Genomic DNA, 19,562 nt, shown 5'->3' with positions numbered 1-19,562 from the left:
ACCGGCGCAGCATGTCACAGCTGGGCGTCGATACCACGCAATGCCGCCGCCACGGTCTGCCGGCGGATGGCTTCGCGGTCGCCATCGAACTGGAACAGCTCGGCACGGGCGTAGCCGCCACGGCGCTTCCAGCCGATCCAGACGCTGCCGACCGGCTTGTCCGGGCTGCCGCCACCGGGGCCGGCGATGCCGGTCACCGCCACCGCGACGCCGGCACCGGAATTGACCAGCGCACCCGACACCATCTCCAGCACGGTTTCGCGGCTGACCGCACCGAACTGTTCCAGCGTCTGTGCACGCACGCCCAGCAGGCGTTGCTTGGCTTCGTAGCTGTACACCACCATGCCGCAGTCGAAGAATGCCGAGGAACCGGCGATGTCGGTCATGCACTTGGCGATCCAGCCACCGCTGCAGCTTTCAGCCGTCACCAGCTGCAGCGCGGCCTGCTGCAGGCGTTGCCCGAGCGCGGCGGACTGGGCATTGAGATCAGCGTCGGTGGGGATGGGCATGGGTATGAGGATCGGGTGAAGAACCTGCACGTTGTACCGCAGATGACAGCCAGATGTCGCGCGTCGCCGGGACCGCCGCCGGGCATGGCCCGGCGCTCCCTCACCACTCCGGCAGCTTTTCCGGCAGCAGGGCCCGGATCGGCGCGCCGTCGGCGCTGGCGGCCAGCTTTTCGGCTTCGGCGATCGGCAGGTCGACCTGCAACAGCCAACCTTCTTCGTCGGCCTGCTCGCTGCGGATCACTTCCAGCTGGTGCAGGCGCGCGCGCAGGCGGCCGGCATCCGGTGGCAGGCGCAGCTCGCCAGTGACATGCTGCAGACCCAGGCGCTTGCCCAGCACCGCCTGCAGCAGTTCCAGGCCCTGCCCGTCACGCGCGGAGATCCATACCCGCTCGCGGCGCGACTCGTCCGGAATGCCATCCTGGCCATCGTGGCGGACCTCGGCGCCGTCGATCCGGTCGATCTTGTTGAACACCAGCAACTGCGGCAGGTCACCGGCACCGACCGCAGCCAGTACCTCGTCGACCTGGGCGATGCGCTCCTCGCGGTGCGGATCGGCGGCATCGACCACATGCAGCAGGAAGTCGGCCTCACGCGCCTCGGACAACGTCGAACGGAATGCGGCAACCAGGTCATGCGGCAGGTCACGGACGAAACCGACGGTGTCGGCCAGCACCACGTTGCCGCCCGGCACCGCGATGCGGCGCACGGTGGGATCCAGCGTGGCGAACAGCTGGTCGGCAGCGTACGCCTCGGCACCGGTCATCGCGTTGAACAGCGTGGACTTGCCGGCGTTGGTGTAACCGACCAGTGCCACGCGCGGCAGTTCGCTGCGCACGCGCGCACGGCGCATCTGGGTACGCTGCACTTCCACTTTCTCAAGCCGCTTCTGCAGCTGCTCCACCCGCTTCTGCAGCAGGCGGCGGTCGGTTTCCAGCTGGGTTTCGCCCGGGCCACGCAGGCCGATCGAACCACCGCGCTGGCGCTCCAGGTGGGTCCACCCGCGCACCAGCCGCGTGGCCAGATGGCGCAACTGCGCCAGCTCGACCTGCAGCTTGCCTTCATGGCTGTGTGCACGCTGGGCGAAGATGTCCAGGATCAGGCCGGTACGATCGATCACCCGGCGCTCGAGGAAGCGTTCCAGGTTGCGCTCCTGGCCCGGGCTCAATGCATGATTGACCAGGACCAGGTCGGCACCGGTCGCATCGGCGGCGGCCTTGATCTCGTCCAGCTTGCCGCTGCCGATCAGGGTCGACGGGTTGGGACGGTCCAGGCGCGCGGTAATCGTCGCGGCGATGCTGGCCCCGGCCGAGCGGGCCAGATCACCGAATTCTTCCAGCACATCATCTTCCAGCTTGCCGAAATGGGGCTGGATCAGCAGGGCGTGCTCGCCCTTTTTCGAGCGGTCAAACATTCACCGCTCCGGTCTTACTCGTCTGCTTCATCACCCGCCTGACCACCTTCACTCGACTGCACGTAGCCGCCCCCCGGGCCCACCTTCACATTGCGTGCCGGGACCACCGTGGAAATGGCGTGCTTGTAGACCATCTGGCTGACCGTGTTGCGCAGCAGGACCACGAACTGGTCAAACGACTCGATGGTGCCCTGCAGCTTGATGCCGTTGACCAGGTACACCGAAACCGGCACGCGTTCGCGCCGCAGTGCATTCAAGAAAGGATCCTGCAGCGATTGCCCCTTGGACATTGCACACTCCTGATTATTGTTCTTATTGGGTTGCCGACGGTTGTCGCGGCCCTGGGGCCGCGCGCCGACCGACGATGTTACACGGCTGGCAGGGGTTCAGCGCGCGACGAAGGTCGATACCGCGCCGGCCAGGCGTTCGTTGTCGACATGGGGGTCGAACCAGCGCGCATCAAGCTCGCCACGCAGCCAGGTCAACTGGCGTTTGGCGAGCTGGCGGGTGGCGAAGATCGCTTTGTCACGGAACCGGGCTGCATCGCCCTCCCCATCCAGGTACTCCCAGGCCTGGCGGTAGCCGACCGCACGCACCGCGGGCAGGTCCAGTGGTGCCTGCACGGCGGCCATTTCCGGCATCGCGCGCAGTGCCCGTACCTCGTCGAGGAAGCCCTGCGCCAGCATGGCGTCGAAGCGTGCCTCGATGCGCTGGTGCAGGACTGCCCGGTCGCGCGGGGCCAGGATCAACTTCAGGGTACGTACCGGCAAGGGTGCCACGCCCGGCCGCCGCTGCCATTCAGAAATGGGGATGCCGGTCAGGCGATGGACCTCCAGCGCTCGCTGGATGCGCTGCGGGTCGGTGGTGTGAATGCGTGCCGCCGCAGCTGGATCCACCCGCGCCAGTTCAGCATGCAGTGCCGGCCAGCCGCGCTCGGCGGCCTCGGCGCTGAGCGCCTCGCGCGTCGCCGGATCGGCCTCCGGCATCGGCGACAGGCCCTGCAGCAATGCGCGGAAGTACAGGCCGGTACCACCGGCCAGGATCGGCATCCTGCCGCGCGCCACGATGTCGGCCACCGCCCGGCGGGCATCGGCAGCAAACTCGGCCGCCGAGTAGGTCTGCCACGGATCGCGAAGGTCGAGCAGGTGATGGGGTGCCTGCGCGCGCTCGGCCGCGTCCGGCTTGGCCGAGCCGATGTCCAGATGGCGGTAGACCAGCGCCGAGTCGACGCTGACGATCTCGCCATCGAGCTTCCGCGCCAGGGCGATCGCGGTAGCGGTCTTGCCACTGGCCGTCGGCCCCATCACGGCAATCGCCAGTGGCCGCCGGTCGATGCCCATCAGTCTTCGTCCGGCCAGCGGATCGCCGCCACGGCATCGGCACGCGGCGCAGGTACCGCTTGCACGGCCTGCCAGATCTTCAGTGCATCGACCGTTGCGGCCACGTCATGCACGCGTACGATGCGCGCACCGCGCTGGACCGCGATCAGGTGCGCCGCCACCGAGCCCGCTACCCGCGCTGACGGCGCATCGCGCCCCGTCAGCTCGCCCAGGCTGCGCTTGCGCGACAGGCCGGCCAACATCGGCACGCCCAGTTCGAGGAAGCGTTCCGAGCGCGCCAGCAGGGTCATGTTGTGGGCGGTGGTCTTGCCGAAGCCGAAACCAAGATCGATCAGCAGGTTCTTCTTCGCGATGCCGGCCATCTCGGCGGCGAACAGGCGCTGGACCAGGAAGCCGTGGACTTCGGCGACCACATCGTCGTAGTGCGGATCGGCCTGCATGTGGCCCGGCTCCCCCTGCATGTGCATCAGCACCACCGGTACGCCGGCTTCAGCGGCGGCGTCCAGCGCGCCGTCCTGGCGCAGGCCGAAGATGTCATTGATCATGCCGGCCCCGGCCGCCACTGCGGCGCGCATCACCTCCGGCTTGAAGGTATCGATGCTGATCGGCACCTGGGTCCGGGCGGCCAACTGTTCGATCACTGGAATGACCCGGCGCAGTTCTTCCTCGGCCGGTACCGGCGCGGCGCCCGGGCGGGTGGATTCGCCACCAATATCGAGCAGGTCGGCGCCCTCCTCCACCAGCTTCAGGCCATGCGCGACGGCCGCGTCGGTGGTGTCGTGCGCGCCACCATCCGAGAACGAATCCGGGGTGACGTTGACGATGCCCATGACCCGGGCACGGTCGAGGCGCAGGATGCGGCCGGCGCAATCGAGCTGGGGCGACGTATCGAACATGGGCAATCCTGCTGGGGCAACGAAAGGTAGTTTAAGCCCCGGTCCGTACCATCGCATGCGCGCCTTGTTCCCGCACTTGCCGGTTTCCCGCGGAGCCACTTCGCCACAGGCTCTCCGGCGCGCCTCCCAGGCCAATGACAGCCTGCGTGGATGTCCGTGCCACCAGCGCGCACGGACATCCACGGCGGCGGCCGCGTCCTCAGAAATCGCCGAGGCGCGCGTTGTCCACCGGGGCAGCCAACCAGCCCGCCAGGTCTTCGCCGATCGCATTGACGGTGCGATCGAGCACGGTGCACGACCCCTTGAAGCCGCCAAATGCCCCGCCGCGGGAGATGCGGCGCGCGGTGACCGTCGCGACCTGGCGGCCATCCTCGAACAGCACGCCACGCACCGCGGCAGACTTGAAGTGCCCGGTAAAGGCGTTGCCTGCGCTCTGCGCTTCGACCAGCTCAAGCTTCAACGAACGCCCGTTGCCACTGTCGGCACCCACCGGCCCGGATACCACGGTGTTGCCGTGAGCGATGGCATGACCGGCCAGCGACTGCGCCAATGTGGTGCCGATGGTGCACTCGTTCCTGATGGCGTCGGCAATGATCGCCGACTCGGCAAAAGGAACCGGCTGCGCGACGCGTATTTCGGCGGCAGCGGCGGGCAAAGTGGTGGTGGCCAGCCCTGCCAGGGCCAGCGGAAGCAGCAGTTTCATGGTGATCCCCTGTCAATCCGGCCTCCCCCTATGGCGGCCGTGGTCGTGCATCCTGACGTGCACGGGCGCTGCGATGCAAGGCCTGCCCCGCCCAAGGGCGTTTCCATTGCCCGCAGGACATCACCCGCGTAGGGCACGGATCCGCTGGCCGCCGCCGTTCCGGGCGGGAACACAGTCCCGCCAGGGCCTGCGTCACCGCGCGCGGCGGCGCTTGCGGTCGACGTACAGCGTCCTGGCGATGCTCAGCACGATGCCGACCGCGATGCCCACCACGCAGCCCAGCAGCAGGTTGTCGGCGCCCAGCCCTACACCCACGCCGACCACTGTGGCGATGACCATTTCGGCAGTGTGGGAAATCGGTTCGGGCCTGGGGGTGGACATGCAGACTCCAGCATCAGTTCGGTTCGGGAGGGGCCGATGGCCCGGAAACGACAAGGCCGGGTTGCCCCGGCCTCGTCTGGTGTCACGTGCAACGGGCCGTCAGTGCGATTCGGCCGGGCCTGCGATCGGCGGCAGCGGGCGCGCGTCGCCGCCCTTGTCGTTGCCACCGTCCTTGTTGGACTTGCTCCAGCCCGCCGGCGGCGGCGGCTCGCGACCTTCCATGATCGCGTCGATCTGCGGCGCGTCGATGGTCTCGTACTGCAGCAGCAACTGGGACATCGCGTGCAGCTTGTCGATGTTCTCGGTCAGCAGCTGGGTGGTGCGGGCGTAGGCCTTGTCGAGGATGTTGCGCACTTCCTCGTCGATCCGGCGCGCGGTGTCGTTGGACACGCTCTTGTGCTGGGTGACCGAGCGGCCCAGGAACACCTCGTCGTCCTCTTCGCCATAGGCGATCGGGCCGAGCTGCTCGGACAGGCCCCACTTGGTGACCATGTTGCGGGCCATCTTGGTGGCGCGCTCGATGTCGTTGGAGGCACCGGTGGTGACCTTGTCCTCGCCAAAGATCAGCTCTTCGGCGACGCGGCCGCCATACAGCGAGCACAGCTGCGACTGGATCGCCACGCGGTTCATCGAGTACTTGTCGCCTTCCGGCAGGTACATGGTCACACCCAGCGCGCGGCCGCGCGGAATGATGGTGACCTTGTAGACCGGATCGTGCTCGGGCACCAGGCGACCCACAATGGCGTGACCTGCTTCGTGGTACGCGGTCAGAGTCTTCTCGTCCTCGCTCATGGCCATCGAGCGGCGCTCGGCACCCATCAGGATCTTGTCGCGGGCACGGTCGAAGTGGTCCATGCGGACTTCCTTCTCGTTGCCGCGCGCGGCGAACAGGGCGGCCTCGTTGCAGAGGTTGGCCAGGTCTGCGCCGGAGAAGCCCGGGGTACCGCGGGCGATCACCATCGGCTCGACGTCATCGGCCAACGGCAGCTTGCGCATGTGCACCTTCAGGATGTGCTCGCGCCCCTTCACGTCGGGCAGGCCGACCACGACCTGGCGGTCGAAACGACCCGGGCGCAGCAGCGCCGGATCCAGCACGTCAGGACGGTTGGTTGCGGCGATCACGATCACGCCTTCGCCACCTTCGAAGCCGTCCATCTCCACCAGCAACTGGTTCAGGGTCTGCTCGCGCTCATCATGGCCGCCGCCCAGGCCGGCGCCACGGTGACGACCGACGGCGTCGATCTCATCGATGAAGATGATGCACGGGGCGTGCTTCTTGGCCTGCTCGAACATGTCGCGCACGCGGCTGGCGCCGACGCCGACGAACATTTCCACGAAATCCGAACCGGAGATCGAGAAGAACGGCACCTTGGCTTCGCCGGCGATGGCCTTGGCCAGCAGCGTCTTGCCGGTACCCGGCGGGCCCACCATCAGCACGCCGCGCGGGATCTTGCCGCCCAGCTTGGTGAACTTGGACGGGTCGCGCAGGAAGTCGACCAGCTCGCCCACTTCCTCCTTCGCTTCGTCGCAGCCGGCGACGTCGGCGAAAGTGACCTTGATCTGGTCCTCGCCCTGCAGCTTGGCGCGCGACTTGCCGAAGGACATCGCACCCTTGGCGCCGCCGCCACCGCCCTGCATCTGGCGCATGATGAACAGCCAGAAGCCGATGATCAGGATGACCGGCAGGAAATTCATCAGGATCGCGCCGAGGGAAATGCCGCTGGACGGCTCTTCCTGCACGATTTCCACGTTCTTGGTACGCAGCACGTTGATCAGGTCACGATCGAACGGCGCCGTAATGGTGGAGGTCTGCCCGCCACGGGTCGTATAAGTGATCTGGCTGGTGCCGCCGCGCATGTCACCGCCGAAGGCGACCTTCTGCACGTTGCCGCTGTCCACCTGGTCCAGGAACTGCGAATACGACGCGCCCTGAACCCCGGCTCCGGAGGTCCTGGGCGAGAAGCTCTGGAAGACCACCATCAGCACGACGGCGACGACCACCCATAGCAGGAGGTTCTTGGTCAAGTCGTTCATCCTCATTGGCTCCGGTGTTCCTCTCAGTGCTGGCGTTGCGTTGGGGTCGAGCTTGCGTACAGTGCGAGCTTACTTCATGTGGGCGCGTTTTCCCTGACCCAGGGCATACACCTCGGGAGAGCGCCTGCGCGAGGCTTCCGGCTTGCGGATGGAAACCTTGTCGTAGCGGCGGCGCATTTCGCGCACGTAGTCGTCAAAGCCCTCGCCCTGGAACAGCTTGATCAGGAACGCCCCACCCGTCTTGAGGTGGTTGTCGGCAAAATCCAGAGCCAGCTCCGCCAGGTGCATCATCCGCGGTTGGTCGACCGCGCCCACACCACTCTTATTGGGGGCCATGTCCGATAGCACAAGGTCTACCGGCTGATCCCCGAGCATGGCTTCGAACTGCGATAGGACGGCTTCTTCCCTGAAGTCTCCGTGAAGGAACTCCACGCCCGCCAACGGCGGCATGTCCAGAATGTCCAGGGCCAGCACCCGGCCCGTGTCGCCCATTTGTCTCCGCACCTGCTGAGACCAGCCACCCGGAGCGGCACCGAGATCGACCACGACCATGTTCGGCTTCAGCAGGCGGTCACGTTCAAGCAGCTCTTCCAGCTTGTACGCGGCGCGCGAGCGCATGCCCTCGGCCTGCGCCTTCTTCACAAAGGGGTCGGAGAAATGTTCCTTGAGCCAGCGCTGGCTGCTTTTGCTGCGGGTAGCCATTGAAAATGGGGGTGGATGGGGTCCTCATGATACCCTGATCCCCCCATTCAACCGTCTTTTCCTGCATGTCCATCGCCCTGACCGCCTCCCAGACCCGTTTCCTGCGCGGCCAAGCCCACGATCTGAAGGCCCTGCTGCAGACTGGCGGCAAGGGCGTGACCCCGGCCTTCATCGCTGAGCTGAACGAAGTGCTGGAACGCCACGAACTGGTCAAGGTGAAGGTCGCTGCCGAGGACCGCGAGGCCCGTGACGTGATGATCGGCGAGATCGTCGAAGCCACCGAAAGCGCGCTGGTGCAGCGCATCGGCCACGTCGCCGTGCTGTACCGCCCGAGCAGGGAACAGCGTCAGATCGTGCTGCCGCGCGGCTGATCGCCCTACTGCCATGCAGCTGAACCACGAACCGCCTGACTACGCCTACAGCCTGCGCGCCGCCGACGGTCGCTCGGCCAAGGTCAACGAGCAGATGCTGGGCAGCAGCTTCTTCCTGACCCCGGACCAGCTGGTCGAACACTGGCCGGTCACGCACGCGACGGAGCTGCAGGTAGCCGACCTGGAACCGATCCTGGCTCTGAATCCGGCGCTGATCGTGCTTGGCACCGGCGACCGCCAGGTGTTTCCGGCGGCAGCGGTGATGGCAGCGTGCCTGTCGCGGGGTATCGGCCTGGAAGTGATGAACAATCCAGCCGCAGCGCGCACTTTCAACATCCTGGCCGGCGAAGGCCGCAAGGTCGCTGCCGCCTTCATCCTGGAAGGCTGAGACCGGGGCCTTGGGGCGCAGCCTGGCGCTGCGCCGCCCCCAACCCCACACGGGGCGAGGATGCCGCGCCGCTTCGTGGCGCAAGGATGCCGAGCATCGGCTCGGCTCTACACCTACCCGGCAATCACGGACTCCGTAGCGCCCGGGCCCATGCCCGGGCGGCGATGCATCCAGCGATCAGCGCGCCGGCAGGTACTGCAGCGGATCGACGGGCTTGCCGTTGTAGCGGATTTCGAAGTGAACCATGTCGCGGTTCGCGCCGGTGCGGCCCATTTCAGCAATCTGCTCACCGGCCTTGACGTTCTGGCCTTCATTCACCAGGCGCTTGCGGTTGTGGCCGTAGGCCGACAGCCACTGGTCACTGTGCTTGATGATGATCAGCTCGCCGTACCCTACCAGGCCCGCGCCGGAGTACACCACCACGCCATTGGCGGTGGCCTTGACCGGCTGGCCGCTGGTGCCGGCGATGTCGACGCCCTGCTTGGTCGCGTCGCCCGCCACATAGCGGCCGACGATCGCACCATCGGCTGGCCAGCGCCAGGCGATGCTGCTCTTCACGGGAGCAGCGGGCGCAGGGGTCGACGTGGCACTGCCCGCCGAGCTGCCGCCGGAACGTGGTGGCGTCACCACGGTGGTCGGTGCACGCCCGCTGACTGCGCCTGGCGGATACAGGCGGATCACCTGCCCCGGATAGATCGTGGAGGGATTGTCCAGCCGGTTCCAGGCAATCAGATCGGCCGGCGTGATGTCATGGATGCGGGCCAGCGCGTAGATCGTGTCGCCCTTGCGCACGACCACGGTCTGCCCCGGCTTGGGTACCGAGGTCTTCGGCGTGCTTGCGCCACCACTGGTGCTGCTGCCGCCCGGCCGGACCACCGTGGCGGTGCCGCAGGCGGCCAGGGTGGAAACCAGCAACGCCAGCGCGCCGATGCGCACTCCCTTGCTCAGACGATCAGGACTCATGCGAACTTCGACCTCCATACAAGCCAGGCGATCAGCACCACTACCAGTGCGGTGGCGATCCAGCCCAACGGTTCAATCCAGCGACGCAGCGCCGCTTCGGCACGCGCTCCCCCGAGACGGATGACCGCGGCCAGCACGTACACGCGCTTGCCGCGACCGATCAGCATGCTCAACAGGTATTGCGGCAGCGGTACGCCGACGATACCCGATGCCCACGTGAAAACCTTCATCGGGATGGGCATGAAGCCGCCCAGCACCAGGAAGGTGAACACCGCCCAGGGCGACTCGGCCATCTTCGCCTGCACGGTGGTGATGCCCTGCTCGATTGCCGGCAGCATGCCCAGCACCTCGAACAACGGCTTGATTGCCTCGAAAGCGTAGTGGCCCAGTGCGTAGCCGACCAGTGCGCCAGCCATCGAGCCGGCCAGGCTGAGGGTGGCAAACCACCAGCCACGCTTGGGCTGCGCAACGCACATCGGCGCCAGCATCACTTCCGGCATCACCGGAAAAATGATCGCCTCGAAAAAGCTCAACACTGTCAGGTAGGTCGGCGCACGCTCATGCGCCGACCACTTCATCGCCCGCTCGTACAGCGGCCCGAAAATTCTCATGCAGCCCTGCTCCGTGGGTTAGTCAAGCATGCCAGACAGCAGCGGCACGAACGTGACCGGAGCCAGCACGCGCTGTTCGATGCTGCCGCCAGCCTTGCGGTCCAGCTGGACCAGCGATTGCGCCCCCGGTCCACCGACCGGGGCCACCAGGCGTCCCCCCTCGGCCAGCTGCCCGATCAGTTCATCGACCAGGGCCGGCGCGGCAGCCGTGACCACGATGGCATCGAACGGACCATGCTCGGCCCAGCCGACACGGCCGTCATCATGCTTGGTGCGGATGTTCATGCCCAACGCACGGAAGCGCTTGCGCGCCTGCCGCAGCAGGTCGCCGATGCGTTCGACGGTGTAGACCTCCAGGCCGAGCGCGGCGAGGATGGCGGCCTGGTAACCGGAGCCGGTGCCTACTTCCAGCACCTTTTTCGGCGACACCTGCAACACTGCCTCGGTCATGCGTGCGACGACCCAGGGTTGCGAGATGGTCTGGCCGTGGCCGATCGGCAGCGCGGTGTCCTCGTAAGCACGCGAAGCCAGCGCCTCATCGATGAACAGATGGCGCGGCACTACCCGGATCGCATTCAAGGTGGACTCGTCGATGATGCCGGCTTCGCGCAGGCGCTCGACCAGGCGATCACGCACGCGCTGCGACGTCATGCCGATGCCGACGGCTTCCGGCTGCAGGCGAAGGCGTGGACTCATGCGGGCGCGTCCAACGCGGCGCTGAGGCCGCCGACCCAGCTGGCCACCTTTTCCAGGGCCTGGTAACGGGTCAGGTCGACCTGGATCGGCGTAATCGAGATGAAGCCGGTGCGCACGGCGTGGAAATCCGTGCCCGGACCTGAATCCTGTTCGCGGCCCGCCGGGCCGATCCAGTACACCTCATTGCCGCGCGGGTCCTTCTGCGCGATGCAGCCCTCCGCGCGATGGCGATTGCCAAGCCGGGTGACCTCGAAGCCGTTGACCTCGCTCCACGGCAGGTCGGGAACGTTGACGTTGAGAATGGTGTCGGCGGGCAGCGGATCGGCCTTGAGCCGGGCGACGATCTCGACCGCAGCACGTGCGGCGGTCTCGAAGTGCTTCGGGTCATGGTTGCGGCTGACCAGCGAGACCGCTACTGCCGGCAGCCCGAGGAAGCGGCCTTCCATCGCCGCTGAGACGGTGCCGGAATAGATCACGTCATCACCGAGGTTGGCCGCATTGTTGATGCCGGACACGACAATGTCGGGCTCGAATTCAAGCAGGCCGGTGAGGGCCAGGTGCACGCAGTCGGTCGGCGTGCCGGCCACCGAAACGGTGTAATGATCGATGCGCTTGAGGCGGATCGGCAGATCCAGGGTCAGCGAATTGCTGGCGCCGGACCGGTCGCGGTCGGGAGCAACCACGGTGACGTCATGGCCAGCCTCGCGCAGTACCGCGGCAAGCATCCGGATGCCTGCGGCGTCGACACCATCGTCGTTGCTGACCAGAATTCGCATCTTCGATTTAACCGCTTGATTTTCCAAGAATTCGATTCCATCACCGTGCAGTAGGCGGGACCGTCGCGCTTCCCTGCGGAAGCGACCGGTCCTGCAAGGGCATTGTCTATTGTGCCGCATGCGAGCCGCCGGTCCTACCCTGCCTGCGGTCACGACGGACTTCGGGTCGTCATAGGCAGAGCACTGCCCGAGGGTTACCCTGTCCGCATGTCGCACCCTGAAGACGAAGATCCGGCCGCCTTGTTCCGTGCGGCCATTGGCGAAGTGAAGCCGCTGCGCAAGGAGGTCGATCCGGCGCCCGCCGCGCCGCGGCCGAAGCCGCGCGCGCGCATGGCCGAGCGTGACGAGGCTGAAGCGGTCGGTGAATTTGCCCGCCTGCTGCGTGACAGCACGCCGCTGGAAGCCGGCGACGTGGCCAGCTATCGCCGCGACAATCTGCCGCCGCGCCTGTTCCAGCGCCTCAAGCGCGGCCAGTACTCGGTGCAGGACGAACTGGACCTGCACGGCGCAACCGCCGCACAGGCGGAACACCTGCTGCGCCAGTTCCTGCTGGAAGCGCAGGCGCACGACTACGGCTGCGTGCGCATCATCCACGGCAAGGGACTGCAGTCCGATGGCGGGGCGCCGGTGCTGAAGAACCTGGTCGACCGCCTGCTGCGGCTGCGCAACGACGTGCTGGCGTTCCACTCGGCGCCGACCGGGCAAGGCGGTACCGGCGCAGTACTGGTGCTGCTGGCACGGCGCTGAAAAAAGGGGACGGAGGGGATTAAGTCGTTTGTGGCACAAACGACTTAATCCCCTCCGTCCCCTTTTCTGTCAGGCCTGCGAGGCGTCTTCGACCGGCCCGAGTTCGTGCAGCACCGCGGTGGCGTAGCAGCCTGGCGGCAGAGCGAACGAGAGTTCCAGCACGTCATCGGCCAGCCACTGATGCTGCAACAATGCCGGGCGCAGGCGCAGCGCCCGGCGCTCCTGCTTCAGGCGTGCGTCTTCCAGGCCCGCGCGCAGTGCCTTCGACTCGTCGTCATCCAGCGCCGCCAGTTCCAGGGCACGTGCCGCATCGGCGCTGCGCAGCTCACCTTCACCCCACAGTGGCCCGCTGGGATGGATGTCGAAGCGCGCCAGGCGCTCGGCCAGCACATCGGTGTACGGCTCAGGACCGAACACGCTGCGGCTGCCATCGAGCATCCACACTTCACCCTCCATCGGCTGGTCCCAGTTGCCCTGCTCCACGCGCGCGGCCAGCACACGGTTGAACAGCGCCGAACGGGCAGCCGACAGCAGCAGCGAACGCTGGTCCTTGCGCATGCGGCGGCCACCGAACATCGCCAATGCTGCCGGCACATTGCCACCATCGCGGCCGAAGCGCTGTTCACCGAACCAGTTCGGCAGGCCACGCGCGGCGATCTGCTGGAGGCGCTCGGTGATCGCTGCGGCATCCCCCTGCACCTCGCGCAGTACGAGCTTGAAGCGGTTGCCTGCCAATGCGCCGCGTTGCAGCTTGCGATTGTGCCAGGTCGCTTCGAGCACTTCGATCTCGTCACTGGCCAGCTCGGTCAGGTCCGGCGCCACGCGCTTGGGCAGGTGCACGCTGAAACGCTGGGTGGTGACCGCGTGGCGATCCTTCATGCCGGCATAGCTCACTGCCATTTCCGGCAGGCCCGCCCACTTGGCCAGCAGTTTGGCCACGTGCACGGTGTTGGCACCGCGCTTGCGGATGTGCAGCAGCAGGTGCTCGCCTTCGCCGGTGGCTTCGAAGGCCGGCAGTTCGTCGACCTGGAAATCTTCCGGCGTGGTGCGGATGCGCGCCGTCAGCAACGGCGCACCGAACGCCAGTGGCAGCGGGATCATGCTGCCACCAGCAGCACGACCGCCTGTGCGGCAATACCTTCACCACGACCGGTGAAGCCCAGCTTCTCCGAGGTCGTGGCCTTGATGCTGACAGCGTCCAGCGGCAATTGCAGCAGCGCACCGATGTGCTCACGCATGGCCAGCGCATGCGGGCCGACCTTGGGCCGCTCGCAGATCACGGTGATGTCGGTGTTGCCGACACGCCAGCCACGCTCGCGTAGCAGGCTGTCACAGTGGCGGACGAAATCACTGCTGTCAGCGCCCTTCCAGCGATCGTCAGTCGGCGGGAAATGCTGGCCGATGTCACCGAGCGCCAGCGCGCCGAGCATGGCATCACACAAGGCATGCAGGATCACGTCGCCATCGCTGTGTGCGAGCACGCCACGACTGTGCGGCACCTTCACCCCGCCCAGCATGATGTGGTCGCCTCCGCCGAAGGCATGGACGTCGTAGCCCTGGCCGATGCGGACGGGCGGGAACGGTGCGGTGCTCATGGATGCAACCCTTGCTGCTGGGCCGCGGGCGTTCAGCCAGCGCGGCGGGAAAGTACGAATTCGAACCGGTCGAGATCGGCCGGGGTGGTGACCTTGAAGTTGTCCTCGCTGCCTTCCACCAGCAGCGGGCGCTGGCCTTGGCGCTCCATGGCCATCGCTTCGTCGGTGACCTCGACGCCGGCGGCAGCCGCCTCGGACAGCGCGCGGCTGAGCTGATGCCGGCGGAACAGCTGCGGCGTGAGTGCACGCCACAGGCGTTGGCGCGGCTCGGTGCCATCGATGCCGCCATCATCCCCTGCTCGCTTGAGGGTATCGCGCACTGGTGCCGCGAGGATTGCGCCAACCGGGTCGGCACGACCGACCTCGAGCAGGCGGCTGAGATCCACCGGCGACAGGTTCGGGCGCGCAGCGTCGTGCACCAGCACGAACTCGTCGGCGCGCACCGAATCCGGCAACGCCTGCAGCCCGGCCAGCACCGAGGCGGCACGGGTAGCACCACCGATGCAGGTCAGCACCGGCTTGCCGGCCCATTCACTCCAGCCCGGCCAGTCGGCGTCGTCCTGCCCGATCACCACCATGGCCCCGGCCACGGCCGGATGTGCCAGCAGCGCGTCGAGCGTGTGGGCGAGCAGGATCTGCCCGCCCGCCTGCAGGTACTGCTTGGGCAGCGGTGCGCCGAAGCGGGTACCACGGCCGGCAGCCGGAACCACCACCCAGATCGCCGCACTCATGGCACGTCTGCCGGGTGTTCGCCGCCCTGGGCGCTGACACCCACGGCTGGCTGCACCGGTTGCGCCGGTGCATCCTCGACCACGCGGTAGAACTTCTCGCCAGGCTTGATCATGCCCAGCTCGCTGCGCGCGCGCTCCTCGATGGCGGACTGGCCTTCCTTGAGGTCCTTCACTTCCGCAGCAAGCGCATCATTGCGCTGCTGCAGGCCCTCATTGTCCCGCTCCTGGTTGGCGACCTGGGCTTCGAGCATCATCACTTCACCCGAATTGCCCGGGCCGAACCAGAAGCGGTACTGCAGCCAGCCCAGCAGCAGGGCCAGCACCAGCAGCATCCAGCGCCAGTCGCGCATCGGCTCAGCGCTTCAGCGAAACGAACGCGTCACGGCCTGCGTAACGCGCGCCAGCGCCGAGGGCTTCCTCGATGCGCAGCAGCTGGTTGTACTTGGCCACGCGATCGCTGCGGCACAGCGAGCCGGTCTTGATCTGGGTGGCGGTGGTGGCCACCGCGATATCAGCGATGGTGGTGTCTTCGGTTTCACCCGAGCGGTGCGAGACCACGGCGGCATAGCCGGCGCGGTCGGCCATGGCGATGGCCTCCAGGGTTTCGCTGAGGGTGCCGATCTGGTTGACCTTGATCAGGATCGCGTTGGCGGTGCCCGAATCGATGCCTTCCTGGAAGATCTTCGGGTTGGTCACGAACAGGTCGTCACCCACCAGCTGCACCTTCTTGCCGATGCGCTCGGTCAGCAGCTTCCAGCCTGCCCAGTCGTTCTCGGCCAGGCCATCTTCGATCGTGATGATCGGGTACTGCGCGGCCCAGTCGGCGAGGAAGTCGACAAACTGCTCGGAGGTCAGGCGCTTGTTCTCGCCGACCAGGTTGTACTTGCCGTTCTCGAAGAACTCGCTGGAGGCCACGTCCAGGCCCAGCAGTACGTCTTCACCGGCGGTGTAGCCGGCCTTGCCGATCGCTTCGAGAATGGTGTCGAGTGCTTCGACGTTGCTGCGGAAGTCCGGCGCGAAGCCACCTTCGTCGCCGACCGCCGTGCTCAGGCCGTGGCCCTTCAGCACCGACTTCAGCGAATGGAAGATTTCGGTACCGGCGCGCAGCGCTTCGGAGAACGAGGTGAAGCCCACCGGCAGCACCATGAACTCCTGGAAGTCGACGTTGTTGTCGGCATGCGCACCGCCGTTGATGATGTTCATCATCGGCACCGGCAGCGACGGGATCACGCCGGTCTTGCCGGCAAGGTACTGCCACAGCGCCTGCTTGTTCGACGCGGCAGCGGCATGCGCGGCGGCCATCGAAACACCCAGCAGGGCGTTCGCGCCGAGGCGGCCCTTGTTCTCGGTGCCGTCCAGATCGATCAGGCGACGGTCGAGGCCGGCCTGGTCGCTGGCTTCGAAACCCTTCAGGGCATTGGCAAGGGTGGTATTGACGTTGTCGACGGCCTTGCGTACGCCCTTGCCCAGGTAGCGGGTCTTGTCACCGTCACGCAGCTCGACCGCTTCCTTGGTGCCAGTCGAGGCGCCAGAGGGAACTGCGGCGCGACCGAACGACCCATCCTCGAGGATGACTTCGGCCTCCAGCGTGGGATTGCCACGGCTGTCGAGGATTTCACGGGCATGGATGCTGCGGATCGTACTCATGGTCGGGCCGGTTACCTGTCTGGAGAGGGGGCGACAAAACGAATGCCGCGTGATTATCCCCGGCAGCCCGCCGCTTGCCAAATGGCCCGGGTGGCGCCAGCCCTGCTGGCCCCCGGTTCATGATCGCGCGCCGCGGTGCCTGCGGGGGCGCTGCGCACACACGGCCCGGCAGGCGCCAGGCCAGCCTGCGCAAAGAACAGGCGCGACCGCTCTTTGGCACCGCTGGCGGCGCGGGCTACCCGTGCCGCCAGGGAGATGACTCAGGCGAAACGCGAGAAGCCGTGCTTCTTGGTCACCGCATCGAGCTCCATCAAGGTCTCCAGCAGCGCTTCCATCTGGTCCAGCGGCCATGCATTCGGACCGTCGGACAGGGCCTTGGAGGGGTCCGGGTGGGTTTCGGCGAACAGGCCGGAGATGCCCACCGCAACGGCAGCGCGGGCCAGCACCGGCACGTGCTCGCGCTGGCCACCGGAACTGGTGCCCTGCCCGCCCGGCAGCTGCACAGAGTGGGTGGCGTCGAACACCACCGGGCAACCGGTCTCGCGCATCACCGCCAGCGAACGCATGTCGCTGACCAGGTTGTTGTAGCCGAAGCTGGCACCGCGTTCGCAGACCATGATCTGCTCGTTGCCGGTGGCCTTGGCCTTCTCCACGACCGGCTTCATGTCCCACGGCGCCAGGAACTGGCCCTTCTTGATGTTGACCGGCTTGCCGGCCGAACACACCTTGCGGATGAAGTCGGTCTGGCGGACCAGGAACGCCGGGGTCTGCAGCACGTCCGCCACCGAGGCCACTTCGTCCATCGGAGTGTATTCGTGGACATCGGTGAGCACCGGCACGCCGATCTGCTTCTTGACTTCGGCCAGGACCTTCAGGCCCTCTTCCATGCCCGGCCCGCGGAAGGCGGTACCCGAAGTGCGGTTGGCCTTGTCGAAGCTGGACTTGAAGATGAAGTTGACGCCGAGCTTGCCGGTGATCTCCTTCAGCTTGCCAGCGGTGTCGAGCTGCAGCTGCATCGACTCGATCACGCACGGGCCGGCGATCAGGAACAGGGGCTGGTCCAGCCCGACTTCGAATCCACACAGTTTCATGGCGTTTCCTTGTTGTCCGCTGCGCCGGGAAACCAGCGCACTGGGTTGAAGCATGGAGGATGGGGGCCGGCGCCCCCCTTCACAAGTCAGGCGCGGGCTTCGGCCAGCAGCTTGCCGCCGGCCTTGCGCTCGCGCGCAGCACGGATGAAGCCGATGAACAGCGGGTGGCCGTCACGGGGCGTGGACAGGAATTCCGGGTGCGCCTGGCAGGCCAGGAACCACGGATGCACCTCCCGCGGCAGCTCGACCACCTCCACCAGGGTGTCGTCCATCGACTTGCCGGCGATCACCAGGCCCGCATCTTCCAGCTGGGTGCGGTAGCGGTTGTTGAACTCGTAGCGGTGGCGATGGCGCTCGGCGACCACGTCCTTGCCGTACAGCTCACGCGCCAGTGTGCCCGGCTTCAGGCGCTGCTCCTGCAGGCCCAGGCGCATCGTGCCGCCGAGGTCGCTCTTGTCGTCGCGCTTCTCGACGTCGCCGCTGGCGGTACGCCATTCGGTGATCAGGCCGATGACCGGATTGGGCGACTGGCGGTCGTTCTCGGTGCTGTTCGCGCCGTCCAGGCCCACCACGTTGCGTGCGTAATCGACGACGGCGGCCTGCATGCCATAGCAGATGCCGAAGTACGGCACGCGCTGTTCACGGGCGAACTTCGAGGTCAGCACCTTGCCTTCGAAACCCCGGTCACCGAAACCACCCGGCACCAGGATGCCGTCGACATCGGCCAGCGCAGCCATGTCGGTACCCTCGAGGTCCTGCGCTTCCAGCCATTTCAGGTTGACCTTGGTGCGCTGGCGCAGGCCGCCGTGCTTGAGCGCTTCGCCGACCGATTTGTAGGCGTCCTGATGGTCGACGTATTTGCCGACCACTGCGATGGTCACTTCATCCAGCGGGTGCAGGGTCGCGTCCACGGCGTCCTCCCACACCGACAGATCCACCGGACCTGCCTTGTCGGCCAGCTTCAGCTGGTTGACGACGATATCGTCCAGCCCCTGGGCGTGCAGGCCCGACGGAATGCGGTACAGCACGTCCACGTCCGGCACGCTGATCACGGCGCGTTCGGAGACGTTGGTGAACTGGGCGATCTTGCGACGCTCCGAATCCGGCACAGCCTGCTCGGAACGGCACAGCAGCACGTCCGGCTGGATGCCGATCGAGCGCAGTTCCTTGACCGAGTGCTGGGTCGGCTTGGTCTTCAGCTCACCGGCCGCACCGATGTACGGCACCAGGGTGAGGTGCATGAACAGTGCCTTCTCCGGGCCACGTTCGGTGCGCACCTGGCGGATGGCTTCCAGGAACGGCAGCGACTCGATGTCGCCGACCGTGCCGCCGATCTCGACCAGGGCCACGTCGTAGCCTTCGGTGGCTTCGTCGATGCAGCGGCGGATCTCATCGGTGATGTGGGGGATGACCTGCACGGTCGCGCCCAGGTAATCACCGCGGCGCTCCTTGCGGATCACGTTCTCGTAGATGCGGCCGGTGGTGACCGAGTTCTTGCGGCTCAGCCGGGTGCGGACGAAGCGTTCGTAGTGGCCCAGGTCGAGGTCGGTCTCGGCGCCATCGTCGGTGACGTAGACCTCACCATGCTGGAACGGGCTCATCGTGCCCGGATCGACATTGATGTACGGGTCGAGCTTCATCATCGTGACCTTCAGGCCACGGGCTTCGAGGATGGCGGCCAGCGACGCAGCGGCAATGCCTTTGCCGAGCGAGGACACCACGCCGCCGGTTACGAAAATCAAGGGAGTCATGGCTGCAAGCATCCTGTCTGGAAATGGAAAACGACAGCACCACGCGCACCCGGAGGGCGGGCATGGTGCTCGGAGGGGGTTTTCCGGTTCGCTGGGACAGCGAGGGAGGCGCTGGCCCGCACGGCGGAGGGCGCCGGACGGAAGCCCTCGTGCGAGGTCGGGGCGACCGTGCCGGCCAAATCGACCGTCACCTGCGACCCACATTGCTGGCGACCACGC

General features: G+C 66.7%; 23 protein-coding genes. 3 read left to right on the top strand and 20 right to left on the bottom strand.

Annotation, left to right across the window (positions count from 1 at the left end):
- Positions 1–14: 14 nt before the first annotated feature.
- From A9K58_RS16500 to rlmE, 9 genes are all read right to left on the bottom strand, one after another.
- Positions 15–509 (bottom strand): CinA family protein, encoded by a 495-nt coding sequence (locus tag A9K58_RS16500; RefSeq protein WP_065200369.1) that lies wholly within the window; start codon positions 507–509, stop codon positions 15–17.
- Between the two features lie 100 nt (positions 510–609).
- A complete protein-coding gene (gene hflX / locus A9K58_RS16495; protein WP_065200368.1) occupies positions 610–1,920 on the bottom strand; it encodes a ribosome rescue GTPase HflX in 1,311 nt (436 codons plus the stop codon).
- Positions 1,921–1,934: 14 nt separating this feature from the next.
- Positions 1,935–2,210, bottom strand: a complete 276-nt coding sequence (hfq, locus tag A9K58_RS16490; protein ID WP_057498314.1) for an RNA chaperone Hfq — start codon at positions 2,208–2,210, stop codon at positions 1,935–1,937.
- 96 nt (positions 2,211–2,306) lie between these two features.
- Entirely contained in the window at positions 2,307–3,260 is a 954-nt protein-coding gene (gene miaA / locus A9K58_RS16485; protein ID WP_065200367.1) for a tRNA (adenosine(37)-N6)-dimethylallyltransferase MiaA, read from the bottom strand.
- Entirely contained in the window at positions 3,260–4,156 is an 897-nt protein-coding gene (gene folP, locus A9K58_RS16480) for a dihydropteroate synthase (RefSeq protein WP_065200366.1), read from the bottom strand. Before folP ends, miaA begins: the two co-directional genes overlap by 1 nt.
- Before the next feature lie 199 nt (positions 4,157–4,355).
- The gene (locus tag A9K58_RS16475; protein ID WP_065200365.1) at positions 4,356–4,859 is read right to left on the bottom strand and encodes a hypothetical protein; all 504 of its coding nucleotides are present in this window, start codon (positions 4,857–4,859) and stop codon (positions 4,356–4,358) included.
- A gap of 192 nt (positions 4,860–5,051) precedes the next feature.
- Entirely contained in the window at positions 5,052–5,240 is a 189-nt protein-coding gene (locus tag A9K58_RS16470) for a hypothetical protein (protein ID WP_065200364.1), read from the bottom strand.
- Positions 5,241–5,339: 99 nt separating this feature from the next.
- Entirely contained in the window at positions 5,340–7,274 is a 1,935-nt protein-coding gene (gene ftsH / locus A9K58_RS16465) for an ATP-dependent zinc metalloprotease FtsH (protein WP_065200363.1), read from the bottom strand.
- A gap of 69 nt (positions 7,275–7,343) precedes the next feature.
- A complete protein-coding gene (gene rlmE, locus A9K58_RS16460; RefSeq protein ID WP_065200362.1) occupies positions 7,344–7,976 on the bottom strand; it encodes a 23S rRNA (uridine(2552)-2'-O)-methyltransferase RlmE in 633 nt (210 codons plus the stop codon).
- A 65-nt stretch (positions 7,977–8,041) separates the two neighbouring features.
- Between rlmE and yhbY the strand changes: the two genes are divergently transcribed.
- Complete coding sequence (yhbY, locus tag A9K58_RS16455; RefSeq protein WP_019658872.1) at positions 8,042–8,347, top strand: ribosome assembly RNA-binding protein YhbY; 306 nt, start codon at positions 8,042–8,044, stop codon at positions 8,345–8,347.
- Between the two features lie 13 nt (positions 8,348–8,360).
- On the top strand, positions 8,361–8,735 hold the full coding sequence (locus tag A9K58_RS16450) for an Mth938-like domain-containing protein (RefSeq protein WP_065200361.1): 375 nt from the start codon (positions 8,361–8,363) through the stop codon (positions 8,733–8,735).
- 177 nt (positions 8,736–8,912) lie between these two features.
- Here the strand turns inward: A9K58_RS16450 and A9K58_RS16445 are convergent, their stop codons facing one another.
- Genes A9K58_RS16445 through surE form a run of 4 tightly spaced genes read right to left on the bottom strand, consistent with a single transcriptional unit; the run spans position 8,913 to position 11,781 of the window.
- Positions 8,913–9,698 (bottom strand): peptidoglycan DD-metalloendopeptidase family protein, encoded by a 786-nt coding sequence (locus A9K58_RS16445; protein WP_065200360.1) that lies wholly within the window; start codon positions 9,696–9,698, stop codon positions 8,913–8,915.
- Positions 9,695–10,309: a YqaA family protein gene (locus A9K58_RS16440; protein ID WP_065200359.1), complete on the bottom strand. Its 615-nt coding sequence runs from the start codon at positions 10,307–10,309 to the stop codon at positions 9,695–9,697. The genes A9K58_RS16445 and A9K58_RS16440 overlap by 4 nt, the downstream gene beginning before the upstream one ends.
- Positions 10,310–10,327: 18 nt before the next feature.
- On the bottom strand, positions 10,328–11,005 hold the full coding sequence (locus A9K58_RS16435; protein WP_065200358.1) for a protein-L-isoaspartate(D-aspartate) O-methyltransferase: 678 nt from the start codon (positions 11,003–11,005) through the stop codon (positions 10,328–10,330).
- Positions 11,002–11,781, bottom strand: a complete 780-nt coding sequence (gene surE / locus A9K58_RS16430; RefSeq protein WP_065200357.1) for a 5'/3'-nucleotidase SurE — start codon at positions 11,779–11,781, stop codon at positions 11,002–11,004. Before surE ends, A9K58_RS16435 begins: the two co-directional genes overlap by 4 nt.
- A 207-nt stretch (positions 11,782–11,988) precedes the next feature.
- Between surE and A9K58_RS16425 the strand changes: the two genes are divergently transcribed.
- Positions 11,989–12,528, top strand: a complete 540-nt coding sequence (locus A9K58_RS16425) for a Smr/MutS family protein (RefSeq protein ID WP_065200356.1) — start codon at positions 11,989–11,991, stop codon at positions 12,526–12,528.
- A gap of 69 nt (positions 12,529–12,597) precedes the next feature.
- Here A9K58_RS16425 and truD read toward each other — a convergent pair whose 3' ends face one another.
- From truD to A9K58_RS16390, 7 genes are all read right to left on the bottom strand, one after another.
- Positions 12,598–13,629, bottom strand: a complete 1,032-nt coding sequence (truD, locus tag A9K58_RS16420) for a tRNA pseudouridine(13) synthase TruD (protein ID WP_065200355.1) — start codon at positions 13,627–13,629, stop codon at positions 12,598–12,600.
- Positions 13,626–14,123 carry a 2-C-methyl-D-erythritol 2,4-cyclodiphosphate synthase gene (gene ispF / locus A9K58_RS16415; protein ID WP_065200354.1) on the bottom strand — a complete coding sequence of 166 codons (498 nt, stop codon included), beginning with the start codon at positions 14,121–14,123 and terminating at the stop codon, positions 13,626–13,628. Before ispF ends, truD begins: the two co-directional genes overlap by 4 nt.
- 32 nt (positions 14,124–14,155) lie before the next feature.
- On the bottom strand, positions 14,156–14,854 hold the full coding sequence (gene ispD / locus A9K58_RS16410) for a 2-C-methyl-D-erythritol 4-phosphate cytidylyltransferase (RefSeq protein WP_065200353.1): 699 nt from the start codon (positions 14,852–14,854) through the stop codon (positions 14,156–14,158).
- A complete protein-coding gene (gene ftsB / locus A9K58_RS16405; protein WP_065200352.1) occupies positions 14,851–15,204 on the bottom strand; it encodes a cell division protein FtsB in 354 nt (117 codons plus the stop codon). The genes ispD and ftsB overlap by 4 nt, the downstream gene beginning before the upstream one ends.
- 4 nt (positions 15,205–15,208) lie before the next feature.
- Positions 15,209–16,501, bottom strand: a complete 1,293-nt coding sequence (eno, locus tag A9K58_RS16400; protein ID WP_065200351.1) for a phosphopyruvate hydratase — start codon at positions 16,499–16,501, stop codon at positions 15,209–15,211.
- Positions 16,502–16,761: 260 nt separating this feature from the next.
- Positions 16,762–17,592, bottom strand: coding sequence for a 3-deoxy-8-phosphooctulonate synthase (gene kdsA, locus A9K58_RS16395; RefSeq protein ID WP_065200350.1), 831 nt, complete (start codon positions 17,590–17,592; stop codon positions 16,762–16,764).
- A gap of 86 nt (positions 17,593–17,678) precedes the next feature.
- Positions 17,679–19,343, bottom strand: coding sequence for a CTP synthase (locus tag A9K58_RS16390; protein ID WP_065200349.1), 1,665 nt, complete (start codon positions 19,341–19,343; stop codon positions 17,679–17,681).
- Positions 19,344–19,562 lie beyond the last annotated feature (219 nt).

This window comes from Stenotrophomonas maltophilia (genome assembly GCF_001676385.1).
GTDB classification, from domain to species: domain Bacteria; phylum Pseudomonadota; class Gammaproteobacteria; order Xanthomonadales; family Xanthomonadaceae; genus Stenotrophomonas; species Stenotrophomonas maltophilia_J.
Note: the sequence above shows the minus strand (reverse complement) of the source record. Positions and strands in the feature narration are given on the sequence as shown.

Excerpts from the sequence above, each read along its gene's own strand:
- hfq (WP_057498314.1), bottom strand. The coding sequence starts at position 2,210 with ATGTCCAAGGGGCAATCGCTGCAGGATCCTTTCTTGAATGCACTGCGG.
- surE (WP_065200357.1), bottom strand. The coding sequence starts at position 11,781 with ATGCGAATTCTGGTCAGCAACGACGATGGTGTCGACGCCGCAGGCATC.
- ispD (WP_065200353.1), bottom strand. The coding sequence starts at position 14,854 with ATGAGTGCGGCGATCTGGGTGGTGGTTCCGGCTGCCGGCCGTGGTACC.
- A9K58_RS16440 (WP_065200359.1), bottom strand. The coding sequence starts at position 10,309 with ATGAGAATTTTCGGGCCGCTGTACGAGCGGGCGATGAAGTGGTCGGCG.
- miaA (WP_065200367.1), bottom strand. The coding sequence starts at position 3,260 with ATGGGCATCGACCGGCGGCCACTGGCGATTGCCGTGATGGGGCCGACG.
- folP (WP_065200366.1), bottom strand. The coding sequence starts at position 4,156 with ATGTTCGATACGTCGCCCCAGCTCGATTGCGCCGGCCGCATCCTGCGC.
- ftsH (WP_065200363.1), bottom strand. The coding sequence starts at position 7,274 with ATGAACGACTTGACCAAGAACCTCCTGCTATGGGTGGTCGTCGCCGTC.
- A9K58_RS16500 (WP_065200369.1), bottom strand. The coding sequence starts at position 509 with ATGCCCATCCCCACCGACGCTGATCTCAATGCCCAGTCCGCCGCGCTC.
- ispF (WP_065200354.1), bottom strand. The coding sequence starts at position 14,123 with ATGAGCACCGCACCGTTCCCGCCCGTCCGCATCGGCCAGGGCTACGAC.
- A9K58_RS16450 (WP_065200361.1), top strand. The coding sequence starts at position 8,361 with ATGCAGCTGAACCACGAACCGCCTGACTACGCCTACAGCCTGCGCGCC.
- kdsA (WP_065200350.1), bottom strand. The coding sequence starts at position 17,592 with ATGAAACTGTGTGGATTCGAAGTCGGGCTGGACCAGCCCCTGTTCCTG.
- A9K58_RS16425 (WP_065200356.1), top strand. The coding sequence starts at position 11,989 with ATGTCGCACCCTGAAGACGAAGATCCGGCCGCCTTGTTCCGTGCGGCC.
- A9K58_RS16445 (WP_065200360.1), bottom strand. The coding sequence starts at position 9,698 with ATGAGTCCTGATCGTCTGAGCAAGGGAGTGCGCATCGGCGCGCTGGCG.
- yhbY (WP_019658872.1), top strand. The coding sequence starts at position 8,042 with ATGTCCATCGCCCTGACCGCCTCCCAGACCCGTTTCCTGCGCGGCCAA.
- truD (WP_065200355.1), bottom strand. The coding sequence starts at position 13,629 with ATGATCCCGCTGCCACTGGCGTTCGGTGCGCCGTTGCTGACGGCGCGC.
- A9K58_RS16390 (WP_065200349.1), bottom strand. The coding sequence starts at position 19,343 with ATGACTCCCTTGATTTTCGTAACCGGCGGCGTGGTGTCCTCGCTCGGC.
- A9K58_RS16435 (WP_065200358.1), bottom strand. The coding sequence starts at position 11,005 with ATGAGTCCACGCCTTCGCCTGCAGCCGGAAGCCGTCGGCATCGGCATG.
- A9K58_RS16470 (WP_065200364.1), bottom strand. The coding sequence starts at position 5,240 with ATGTCCACCCCCAGGCCCGAACCGATTTCCCACACTGCCGAAATGGTC.
- eno (WP_065200351.1), bottom strand. The coding sequence starts at position 16,501 with ATGAGTACGATCCGCAGCATCCATGCCCGTGAAATCCTCGACAGCCGT.
- rlmE (WP_065200362.1), bottom strand. The coding sequence starts at position 7,976 with ATGGCTACCCGCAGCAAAAGCAGCCAGCGCTGGCTCAAGGAACATTTC.
- hflX (WP_065200368.1), bottom strand. The coding sequence starts at position 1,920 with ATGTTTGACCGCTCGAAAAAGGGCGAGCACGCCCTGCTGATCCAGCCC.
- ftsB (WP_065200352.1), bottom strand. The coding sequence starts at position 15,204 with ATGCGCGACTGGCGCTGGATGCTGCTGGTGCTGGCCCTGCTGCTGGGC.
- A9K58_RS16475 (WP_065200365.1), bottom strand. The coding sequence starts at position 4,859 with ATGAAACTGCTGCTTCCGCTGGCCCTGGCAGGGCTGGCCACCACCACT.